Annotated in this window: 8 protein-coding genes; 4 read left to right on the forward strand and 4 right to left on the reverse strand. The window is 50.4% G+C overall.

Translation table 11 applies throughout. From position 1 onward, the window contains the following. Nucleotides 1-249 precede the first annotated feature (249 nt). Nucleotides 250-531, reverse strand: a complete 282-nt coding sequence (locus tag ACN0YH_RS25865; protein ID WP_417382498.1) for a hypothetical protein — start codon at nucleotides 529-531, stop codon at nucleotides 250-252. A 688-nt stretch (nucleotides 532-1,219) separates the two neighbouring features. Here ACN0YH_RS25865 and ACN0YH_RS25870 point away from each other — a divergent pair. Next, a complete protein-coding gene (locus tag ACN0YH_RS25870) occupies nucleotides 1,220-2,137 on the forward strand; it encodes a DUF1559 domain-containing protein (protein ID WP_417382499.1) in 918 nt (305 codons plus the stop codon). Nucleotides 2,138-2,342: 205 nt separating this feature from the next. Here ACN0YH_RS25870 and ACN0YH_RS25875 read toward each other — a convergent pair whose 3' ends face one another. Continuing rightward, complete coding sequence (locus ACN0YH_RS25875; RefSeq protein WP_417382500.1) at nucleotides 2,343-2,717, reverse strand: HPF/RaiA family ribosome-associated protein; 375 nt, start codon at nucleotides 2,715-2,717, stop codon at nucleotides 2,343-2,345. 421 nt (nucleotides 2,718-3,138) lie between these two features. Beyond that, on the reverse strand, nucleotides 3,139-4,035 hold the full coding sequence (locus ACN0YH_RS25880; protein ID WP_417382501.1) for a dienelactone hydrolase family protein: 897 nt from the start codon (nucleotides 4,033-4,035) through the stop codon (nucleotides 3,139-3,141). A 480-nt stretch (nucleotides 4,036-4,515) separates the two neighbouring features. Here ACN0YH_RS25880 and ACN0YH_RS25885 point away from each other — a divergent pair, with 480 nt between their 5' ends. Further along, nucleotides 4,516-7,281: a patatin-like phospholipase family protein gene (locus ACN0YH_RS25885; RefSeq protein WP_417382502.1), complete on the forward strand. Its 2,766-nt coding sequence runs from the start codon at nucleotides 4,516-4,518 to the stop codon at nucleotides 7,279-7,281. A 19-nt stretch (nucleotides 7,282-7,300) separates the two neighbouring features. On the opposite strand, the gene ACN0YH_RS25890 is transcribed toward ACN0YH_RS25885, so the two are convergent. Further along, complete coding sequence (locus tag ACN0YH_RS25890) at nucleotides 7,301-9,334, reverse strand: right-handed parallel beta-helix repeat-containing protein (protein WP_417382503.1); 2,034 nt, start codon at nucleotides 9,332-9,334, stop codon at nucleotides 7,301-7,303. A 375-nt stretch (nucleotides 9,335-9,709) separates the two neighbouring features. Between ACN0YH_RS25890 and ACN0YH_RS25895 the strand changes: the two genes are divergently transcribed. Both ACN0YH_RS25895 and ACN0YH_RS25900 read left to right on the forward strand, forming a co-directional pair. Continuing rightward, complete coding sequence (locus ACN0YH_RS25895) at nucleotides 9,710-11,113, forward strand: DUF1501 domain-containing protein (RefSeq protein ID WP_417382504.1); 1,404 nt, start codon at nucleotides 9,710-9,712, stop codon at nucleotides 11,111-11,113. Nucleotides 11,114-11,138: 25 nt separating this feature from the next. Further along, nucleotides 11,139-11,678, forward strand: coding sequence for a hypothetical protein (locus ACN0YH_RS25900; RefSeq protein WP_417382505.1), 540 nt, complete (start codon nucleotides 11,139-11,141; stop codon nucleotides 11,676-11,678). The last annotated feature ends 35 nt before the right edge of the window (nucleotides 11,679-11,713 follow it).

Raw genomic sequence — 11,713 nt, forward strand, 5'->3', positions numbered from 1 at the left:
GAATAGAATCCTGCGCAAATCCCATGCCAAACGTCAGGGGTGACCAACTTACTTTAAAGTAAGTGCCATTAGGCTAACGCCCTGCGGCTAATTTTGCTTTTCTGCTGTTGAAGTCCTGAAAACAAAAGTAACAACATAGCCTCGGCCACGGTGAATACTTACAGAGCCAGCGCTGTCGACTTCATGATCACGCAGAAAACTATTAAATAAATGCGACTTGGTAAAAATCATCTGGAGTTGTGGGACTGGTTATTTCCAATTCGCATTAAATAAGAGTGGCAGAGAACCGCCCAGAATTCCCCCTGCCAGCATACCACCGGGAACGGTGAAATAGAGCAACGCCCAGCCAGACTGCACGAAACCGTCTCCCATGAGGACGCAAAAATAATAAAGACCCAAAAACCCCACGAGGGCACCAATGACAACGCCAATCCCTGCTGTGATGATGGCTGAGATGATGGTGAAAACCCATTCAATGGCTGTGGTGAATTCGTCGTCAATTCCGTTCTGGATTTGATTTACTTTTGACATGCGGGAACCTCGAGGTTAAGTCTGAGAAAGCAGGGATGTCTCGTACAGTGATCAGGCGTGGAAATGAACCGGGTATCACGCGTTGAATGAAAAAATACCGGATTGAACAGAAAAAAGTGGGCAGGGCTTTTGTCCCTTTTTCAATTCCTGCCAATTTCTGAAGTATCATTGAACTGAACTCACCGCCATACCTCTCCCCCCTCCCACACTCCATCTTTAAGTTATTTTGGGCAATTTATTAATTTATCGGTAAGTAACATCTTTCCTGTACGATTTTATTAGTAGCTGGAGTGTTAAACCACTGCCACATATATACTTAAATACACTTAATTTTTAAACGGCTTTTTGAGTGCCGCAGCGATTGTCCGCTCTCTGTTGCTGGAAACAGCGACCGATTCAGCGCGATGTCTGCCAGCCACCACAGGCTGCCATCAGGTTCCATTCTGCGATCTTGCAATTCCTGCTGGCTGGTTCAAACAGGTGGGGACGCCCCAAGTTGAAATCGCCCGGGTTCCATTCCCTCAGCCGCATAGAGCTTTGATGATTATTTCAGATTGATACCGCACATTTCCGGGGCGCATCATCAGCACGGCTGAAAATGTTTCCCCTCTTTTTCTACCCATCTAAGCACAGATTGAGCACTTGGGTTGTGCTTTCAACCTCTTTTTTAAAGGAACGTGTACTTACTATGAGAACGACTCAACGGAACGAGAGACGCGGTTTTACTTTGATCGAACTTTTAGTTGTGATCGCCATTATTGCCATCCTCATCGCATTACTTCTGCCCGCAGTTCAGCAGGCACGCGAAGCAGCTCGTCGCAGCACCTGCAAGAACAACCTGAAACAGATCGGTCTGGCGCTGCATAACTACCATGATACACACCGTGTCTTCCCTCTCATGTACCAGGGCGTTTCCAGTGGTGCACCAAATACAGGCGCGACAAACGGCCTGGGGATCGCCTGGGGAACTTATATCCTCCCCTTCATGGATCAGGGTAATTTATACGAAAGCATTTCCACTCGGATGTTTGGCGCCACCGGCAACGGAGCTGGCGTTCACTGGCAGAGTGACACTGCCGCAACCGTGGGCACAACCACACTGGCAAAAAATATTGTGCCCCCCTACGTCTGTCCTTCCGACCCGATGGGCGGCATCAACACCGACCGTGGTTCGTACGGAAAATCAAACTACCTGGCTGTCGTCGGGACTGACTGGGACGGAGACGGCCCCATCACCGGCGGTGCAACAACCACCTACAAAGGTGCTTTTTACGGAAACTCTGCAACCAGAATGCGTGATTTTTCAGACGGAACCAGCAACACATTTCTGGCAGGAGAACGGACCACCGAAGGAGCCGCCAACGGAGGCATCTGGATTGGTGCCCGCGGATCCCGCTCTGACAATGGTCTGCGTACGTCTGCGAATGGCAACTTCCTGATCAATAATGCAGGCGCGACCGATGGTGCCGCCAGCAGTGCCCACGTCGGCGGTTGCCACTTCCTCTTCGGCGATGGACGCATCAGCTTCCTGAGCGAAAACATCAGCTCGGAAACCTATGAGTACCTGGGGCTGATCAATGACGGCAATGTCATTGGCGAATATTAAGCAAACAGGAATCCCGGTTTATTGTGCCTGGTTCCAATAATTCAAAAACGGTTGTTCCCTGCGAACAGCCGTTTTTTTTTCGATCTACAGAAAACACTGTGATCCAGTAACCCTGATTTGAATCAGGCAGCAGTACACCAAAAAAGTGCGTCAGCCCTCAACAGACTGACGCACTGGGTTCATTAGATTTTATTGAGAAGCCGGATTAAACTTCCGCTTCGACTTCCGGTAGCGGCTCGGTAATCGCATGCAGGGGCTGACGATTTTTTTCACGTTTTTTCGCCACCTGTCTTTTCAGCGTATGTGCGGCCCGTTTGATGGCATGCGTGATCGCCGTCGAAATCCGCTCCTGGGTATCTTGAACAATCACGGGCGCTCCGGATTGCGTATGTACGACGATTCGACAACGTTTACTGATCCCGCCGCGCGGACCGTTTATGTCGGTTAGATAAATGCTGACGGTGCGAATCCAGTTATCAATCCGGTCAATTGCCTGATCCCACTGAGTTTCGACAAATTCTTTCGTTTGAGCACTGCAATCGGTCTGCAAGGCAACACATTCGAAGTCATAGTTTCGCATCTAACTCTCCTCTGTGAAAAATAAAGTCACTCGGATACTACACCTATTCTACCCCACACTGATCAGCGGGCAATATGATCTTTGGGAAATTCAGAATGCGAAATTTTCTTAAGTTTTTTCTGTTCAGTAACCTCAGACTGTGTCCAGTTTTACTGTAACGTCACCAGGCATTGTGGGACCGCGTAGAATTGAACAAGAAATGCTATTCGAAAATAGAATGCGTTCTCGCCTGTTGCATGGTTCATTCAGAAATGGAACGAGCATCTTTCCCCGCTGCCATCAGAAGTGACAGCGGGGAAGAAATCGATCGCAGGCTAGTGGAGTGTCATATTTAAAATTTGGGGTGATAGAGATCACGAGAGTGTGACAGCGGAGCACGTAAACAACACTCCCAAGCCTCAATTTCCAGCTTGACAAAGTACTAGTCGTTTTCTGCCAGGTTCTTTTTGAAGAAGGCCACCGTCCGCTCCCAGGCTTTTTTCGCTGAAGCTTCGTCATAGCGAGGAGTCGTGTCATTATGGAAGCCGTGATTGGCCCCTTCATACACGAAAGCCTCGAAGGTTTTGCCATTCTTCTTGAGCGCCGCTTCAAACGGACCCGCTCCGGCCATAATGCGTTTGTCGAGCGAAGCATTCTGGATCATCAGCGGTGCTTTGATCTTCGACACGTCTTCCAGATCGGGTTGCCTTCCGTAAAAGGGTACACCCGCGTCGATCACGTCGGGCAATTTTACGGCGAGTTCATACACCACACCGCCTCCATAACAGAAGCCGACAGCGCCGACTTTGCCGGTTGACAGCGGATTGGTATCCAGGAACTTTGCCGCCGCGATGAAGTCTTCGGTCATCTTGGCTTTATCGCGTTTGGCCTGCATCGCGCGCCCGTCATCATCGTTGCCCGGATAACCGCCCAGGGGCGTTAATGCATCGGGAGCAAACGCCAGAAAGCCATCGACCGCCAGTCGCCGCACAACGTCAGCAATATACGGATTCAATCCGCGATTTTCGTGAATCACCAGCACCGCCGGAAATTTCTTCCCCTTCGCAGGCCAGGCCAGCAGCCCTTTCATTTCGCCGGCTCCCTTTGGCGACTGATACGTGACCGTCTCGGTCTTGATGCGTGGATCGTCAGGTTTGACCTGTTCTGCCCAGGCATAGTTGGGACTCAGACTGGCCATCAGAGCTTCCGCCGTCATCCCGCCCACGGCAAACAGTCCGAGCTTTTTAATATAGTCACGGCGGTTGAGCCGTCCATGTGCATAGTCGTCATACAGATCCAGAACTTCCTGATCAAACTGCGCAGCTTCTTTACGGTCCATGAGTATTCTCTTTCCTGTTACGGTTGAATTTGACTGGTTCTCATTCTCAAAAAACGGGGTGATCGACCAGAGGCATTGTCGAATCAAATATCCTGATTACTGTCCGCTGTATTATAAAAATCAAGCCTGAGTGGTGAAACGATTTTTCAGAGAATACCTCTGCCCGCACCAGGTATGAGACGTACCTGTTCCTGATTACAGTGAGTCAAAGAGATCTTACCACGGCAGCGTGTCGCAGTCAGTTGTTGAGTGTTTGGACACTCTGGTCATTAAGAATGAAGTATTACAGGAACAAATCTAACGCCAGGGGAATCAGTTCAATTCTGGTTAGGTGGTTCTCCTCGTGTTTATTTGCCCCCAATGTCTGATTTAAAAGAATATTCCAAATCCCCAAGTATATGTTTGCACCCATAGGTATTCACCTGCAAGAATAGCAGTGTACTAACCATACAAACTCCCCAGACAGTCAGGTGAACAGAGATGACAGAGAACACCAAAGGCCGACTGACATTACCTGAAGAAGTCCGTAAAGTTGAACAGGAATATATCAACCAGCGCCGCAAGGCTGCAAAACTGGACGGAAAAAAAACAGAACAGCCTGTCGGATTAGCTTTGTCGGGAGGAGGCATTCGTTCGGCCACATTTGCTCTGGGAGTGCTCCAGAAACTGGCCAGTAAAAACAGTCTGCGGCTGGTGGACTACATGACAACAGTTTCCGGCGGTGGTTACATTGGCTCATGCCTCTCATCACTGATGACATTCCCGGAAACTGATAATCCGCCCGAAGACGACAATGTAAGTATTGACCAGGAGGCCTTTACCAACTTCAATCTGTCCGACAACTTCCCCCTCTCTCGCGCCGACCAGATGCATCACTTACGAAAACATGGCAGCTTTCTTGTCTTGCGCGAAGGACTGTTTCGAAAAGATGTTTTGCGGGCCGTCGGGTTATTTCTGGTCGGCATCCTGTCCACGTTTTTTTTGTTAGCTTTGCCTTTACTGATCGTTGTCGGGCTTTCCATCGCCTATATCTCCCTGACTGCGATCCCCCATCTGGGCTCCGAAAATTTAAGTAAAATCACCTGGGTATCATGGGAAGATGCTTTTGATACGGATTCGATTCATTTAATCGTCACAGGCATCGGTTTCCTGATCGGAGTTGCACTCAGTTTCTGCATCCCACTACTGCATTCCCTCTGGAAAAATACAGGAGGCAATCTCGGCGAGACAAAGGAAGATTATTCGGAACGCTCTTGCCTGACCACCGTCTTCGTACTGTTCTATCTCGTTTCTGCAGTAGTCTACGTTGGTTATGTGATTGCCAGTGACTCTGCCACACAACCCAAAATCTTTACCTTTTCGCACTTCCTGATCCCGGTCCTCTTCTGTCTGGGTAACTTCGTGGGGGCAGCCTCCTTCTATACTTTCATCGTCAGTAAACGCAGTTCGATGTGGACGCTGAAAAGCCGCTCCCTCTTAGGGGCCTCGATTGCGATTATGTTTAATTCCATCATTGTATTTATTCTGCTGGCGATCGTGGCGTTCTGCCTCTGGGCAGTTCTAGGCGAACACCTGCATCAACTGCTGAAACCTTTTCCAGAGTTCTTGAAAGCGTATATCCCGGATTCTAAAAATCCACCAGGGATGTTCTTTCTCATCGTCAGTGTGATCTCTTTCATCGTCACAAGGCTGTTTGCACTTAGAGGCAGTGCACCGAAATCAGACAGTGGACTAATCGGTAAATTCGCAGCGAAAATCCCCTTGCTCATCCTGCAGATCGCGGTCCCGCTATTCATGTTTTCTGTGTATATGCTGTGTATGGAATCGACCATCGAAATTGGCCGGATAGTCTGCTGGCAAAATGGCTTACTGCTGACTGCAGGCAGTCTGCTTGCTCTAATCTTCGGAGGTTATCTGATCGATGTGAATCGACTCAGCATTCATTACTTTTATCGAGACCGTCTCTTGGAAACCTACCTGCAGACCGAACGCCATGAATCCGGCGAGCTGAAATTGATCCGTAATGACAGTTCGCTAAAGATCGCCGATTTGAATTGTCAGGGAAACCATATTAACAACCCGCTCCCCTATCACATTATCCTCTGCTCGTTGAATCTGGCTGGTTCACGAGATCTGGCCCGACGGACCCGAAAATCAGACCACTTCATTTTTTCGCGGGAATACTGCGGCTCCAGTTCTACGGGATACGTGCCTACTAAAAAATATCGCAACGGGGATACAAAACTCTCAACAGCAATGACCATCTCCGGGGCCGCTGTTGGCAGCAATATGGGCTCCCAAACTTCATTTGCGCGTGCCTTTGCCTTGACGCTCTTTAATGTGCGTCTCGGTTACTGGATCGTCAATCCGCGCGTTTACGATCAGGAACAAGCTGCCAGCCAGGATATCATACAGTTTCCCAGCGAAAAAAAACCCAGGACTAAATGGCTGAATGAAAACTGGAAACATAAAGTATTTCCGTTCAGCCCCTATCTGCTGGAAAAGAATATCTGGTGGCCTTGGTTTCTCCGCGCAGAGCTGATGGGAGCGACAAACAGTCAAGGGCGGTTAGTCAATTTATCAGATGGGGGACATACCGGCGATAACATCGGACTGTACCCCCTGTTCCAGAGACGCTGCCGGCTGATTATCGCCAGTGATGCCGAATGCGACCCCGGTTACAGTTTCAGCTCGCTGATCAATGCCATCAACCAGATTTATATAGATGAAAACGTAGTCGTTGAAATAGATGTCACACAATTACGGCCTGATCAGGAAGGGGGGCCCGGCAAAGCCCATTATCTTATTGGTAAGATTAATTACCCCGCCGATCCGGACCGGGATGGCCCGGATGCGAAAGCGTCTACTGGCTGGCTGATTTATTTAAAGTCGTCGTTGATTCACAATTATTATAAAGGTTCTCGCAACGAAGCGCATCATGACCGCCAGGATCTGAAACATGAACCTCCCGCTGTCCAGAGTTTTGCCATCCACAGTCCGGATTTTCCACACGAGACTACCGCGGATCAATTCTATGATGATGATCAGTTTGAAGCCTATCGCGCACTAGGCTACCACGTCGCCTCTTCCATGTTCGAGACGTTTGAAAAAGGGCGTGATCAACAAATCAGGGATGCAGGTAAAAAGCCCAAGGAGAATGCAGAGCCAACGACTGAAGACTTGATGGCCTGGTGTAAATCGGTTTTTGAGAATTCGGATTCTCAAAAAGATCAGACTGATTCATAAGGCCTGCATTCTTTACCGGTTATTTCTCCGGTTGTTTCTCCGGCAGATCAGCGGGAACCAGTAATTCCCCGGGTGTCAGCGCCAGCACGGAGGGAATCCCTACCAGCAGCACATAATGGTCTTCAAAGCCCCCCGCTGAAGGACGGTCCAGCACCAGCCGCCATGTTTCTCCTGTTGCGGACGTTTTGTGAGTTTCTGTATATAACTTCGGAGTATTTATATCCTTTTCTGACCAGACCTGCTTTCCCGTGGAATCATACAGCGTCGCACTGACGCGTTCCCCTGCTCCGCCGCCAAACACACCCACGGCCCACTTTTCGATCCCGGCAGGAACGTGGAAGTAGAAATCACCGGTGGCAGCCATCAGACGAATCGGTGATCCATTCGAAGTCAGACACAACGGATGCGTTGACTGGTCCACTGTGACAAAATTTGCCCCCGGATCACAGTTGATGCGATACACGCCCGTTTCGGGAGCCGTGAATTCGCAGTTCGCCCTCTGTTTGAATGGCACGGAGTCGACCGGAATCACTTTGCCGGAAGGTGCCGTCACTTTCACAGGCATCTTATCTCCCGTGTAACGGGCCAGTTGATGATAAGTCAATTGAACGGAAACGTCCTCACCCTGCTTCGCATACACTAGATACTGCGACAAGGCACGCTGACGCAGCATCCGTCGTGGCTTCGAACTGGTTTCATGATTTGCTTCCAGCGGCTGAAGTCGGCTGATGCCTGTCTGATAAGGTGTGATGTTCCCCGCTTCACTCGCTGGCATCCATTTTTGGATTAACTCTGAATTCAGACGATACAGAACATTCAGATTGTTGTGTTGCACCTGCAAAGTCCCCGTGACATTGTCCACAGCGGAGAGATACGAGGCATCATAAAACATCATCACCGGATGCACAGCAGCGGCTTTGACAAGACAGTCTTTAAAGGCAACCCCTCCAATCTTACCAACAACGCCGGGCCGGGCGGTAAACTGAATGACCGGCAGCGCCGCATCATCATTCTCCGGCCCGATGATCGTACAGTTTTTCAACGTGACCGGACAGACGTCCGCCGGTTTGTCGAGAAATGTCACCGGAGTCTGATCGGTACTTTTAAAAGCACAGTTATCAAAAACCATCGATCCTGTCACGCTGCCTGGTTTATTATTTCTTGTCGTAACGGAAAGTGCCCTCCCCTTGCCTGTACTGCGACAGTTCTCAAACCGTATGGAAACCGGCTTTGAATCCCGTGTCAGGTTCGGCAGATATAGCAGATAACCGGGCCCCTGGTTATTTTGCGAAACACAGTTCCGCAGCACACAGTTGACCAGACATTCATCTGAATGATTCGGTTCAAAATCAATGCCTGCCATCGGTGCCGTGCCCGAGGTCTCTTTAAACACGGTGTTTTCAATCAGCAAATCCTCAGCACTGATGATACTGATCCCCTGGCGATAATTTCGTTCAAACACCACATCCCTGATCCTTATCTTCTGGTTGGTCACACCCCGTTTCGCCACACCCAGGTACACACCATCGCCGCCGGTTTCGCGAATCACCAGCCCGGAAACGGTGACGTTGCTGCAACTCCGCACACTGATGCCGTTCCGCCACTCCGCTTTGGTATAGGGAGCTGCAGCATAATCGGCTCGCCGCATTTCCAGAATCGCCCCCGCGCCGGTCAGTTGAATATTCTTCTTCAGTGAAGCGGTAAACAACGAGGCGGTGGCTGCTTTAAATTCCCCTTTTTTCGCCTGAACCACGACACCTTCTTCAAAGAAGATTTCCTGATCACTGGCCAGCTGGATCGGTGCCACAATCCACGGCCCGTTCATTTTCTCCACGATCACTTTTTTCGCACCGGAATGAATCGCCGCCTGCAACGCTGCTGTCGAATCTTCTCGCTGAAAACCCCACCAGGATGCATATGCCACATCTGTTTTTCCCGACTTCAATTCGTCAATCGCCCGTTGATTGATGTCTGGATTCCCGCCTGCTTCGACGACTGTGATCATCAGGAAACAGAAGAATACAACCAGGACACGGAAACACGATAAAGACATGAAATACCTTTCATAAGCAGCAGGAGTCTGTGTGACAATCATAGAGTTGCTGAAGAATTTTCCGGTTCATCTGGCTGATCCGGCGGGGAATTCACGCAAGATTTTCCTCAAAACAGGCCACAGAAATGGACGATGCAAGGAGAACAGACAGTGATCCTCTCCCCCAACTGAAACTACCAGTTATTCCAATAATAACGACCTGAACATTTCCCGACAGGATTCAAAGGTCGTGCTGGACTTAAATTGGAAAGAATGTTAACATAAACATCAGCAGATATGAGACGTGCGCTGTGATATGAGACGTGCGCTGTTTACACTGCACATGATACCATTGAGTCTATACCGGACTCCTGTTTCACAACAGAGGAACGCGATATGCAACGACGGCAATTTCTGGTGGCATCGGGACTCGGCTTTGCCGGCATGTCGTTCGGGAAACCCGCTTCCGTTAAGTCTGCTCCTCAGACTCAGACAGCGCCGGGACGCAAAACTGCCAAATCCACCATTCTGTTCTTTCTGTGTGGCGGTGCTTCGCATCTCGACATGTGGGACATGAAACCCCAGGCGCCGTCCAACTACCGTGGGATGTTTTCTCCCATTCAGACTTCTGCACCGGGCGTCCAACTCTGCGAGCATCTGCCGATGCTCTCCAAACAGGCACATCATCTCGCCGTGATCAATTCCGTTGGTGCAACCGTCAACACGAACGACCATCACGCCGGCTACTATTACAATCTGACCGGACACATTCCCGATCAGTCCTTTATCACACTCGGCAATAACCGCACCCCCATGCCGGACGACTGGCCTTACATGGGATCTGTCGTCGCATCACGACGTCCCTCACACAAGAGTCTGCCGAACGCGATTTCACTGCCGCACATGCCCAGCCGCGCCCCCTACACCCGACCCGGTCAATTCGCTGCTCGTATCGGCGTTGAACACGACCCCATGTACATTCAGGGAACCCGCGAAGAACCACTCAAACTGCGCGGTCCCGCCATGTCCCTCGAAGGGGATGTCACAGCCGATCGACTGACCGAGCGCATGTCACTTCTGAAACAGCTCGATACCGCCCGTCGTCACTATGACAGCTTCGCCGAAGTCACCACGATGAACCGGCATCAGGAACGTGCCCTCTCACTGCTGCTTTCCTCCGAGTCCACCTCCGCCTTTGACCTGGAGCAGGAATCACAGGCCACCATGGAACGCTATGGAAAAACCATCAACGGCATGAGCCTGCTGGTCGCTCGACGACTGGTGGAAGCGGAAGTCCCCTTCATCACTGTCTTCTGGAAAGGGGACCTCAACAAACTGGGTAAAAAATGCAAGAGCGCCGGCAGTTGGGATACACACGGCAATAACTTCAACTGCCTGAAAGAAAATCTGCTCCCCGAATTCGACCGCGCCTATTCTGCTTTGATTGAAGATCTCAACGACCGTGGTTTGCTCGATGAAACCCTGGTCATGGTCACCAGCGAAATGGGCCGCAAACCCAAAATCGGCGACCCCCGTTCCGGCGGAATATCAGGCGCCGGACGCGATCACTGGACACATTGCCTGACCGACGTCCTCGCGGGTGGCGGAATCCAGGGTGGACAGACCTTTGGTGCCAGCGATCGTTACGGCGAATATCCGCTTAACAGCCCGGTCACCCCTGCTGACGTCACCCATACCGTCTACCACGCCATGGGCATCGACGACCTCATCGCGTACGACAAACTGGACCGCCCCTATCATCTGCTCGATGACTCCAAACCATTGACGGCGCTGTTCTGAGCAACACCAGAATCGACGTGAAGCCATGATCCCATCAGTTGACTACTGGCAACCGCTTCCCGTACCAGACATTCAAGCAACACTTGGTAGCTTCACCAACTGGGTTCTGTGTGGCGGATGCTCCATCGACTGGATACTCGCGAAGACAACCCGAGAACACCATGATACCGATATCGGTCTCTTCCGATCAGACCTTTTTACCTGTTTGAAATCCATTGAACAATCGCGGATATTTCTCTGTGACCCACCCGGTCAGCTTGTCGCCTGGAATGGACTTGAGGTTCCGGAACGCATACATGATATCTGGATAACCAGCAAAGACAGAACTCACTGGGTTCTGCAACTGATGGTCTATGATGACAGCGCTGACACGGTCATCTATCGCCGTGATCCACGCATCACCTGGCCCAAAAGTCATCATGAAATTTCAATACGTGAGATTAAAGTCTTGAATCCAGTCGTGACACTCCTGTTTAAGCTGCATCGACAGGAACTACGGGACAAGGATTGCCACGATGTTTTCACGCTGATCAAAGCCGTTTCTCTATATTCACCAATGAAATGATTTCGGCCTGGGAATACCTTCTCAGCCAGAACGCC

It is taken from the genome of Gimesia sp., from assembly GCF_048262075.1.
GTDB lineage: Bacteria > Planctomycetota > Planctomycetia > Planctomycetales > Planctomycetaceae > Gimesia.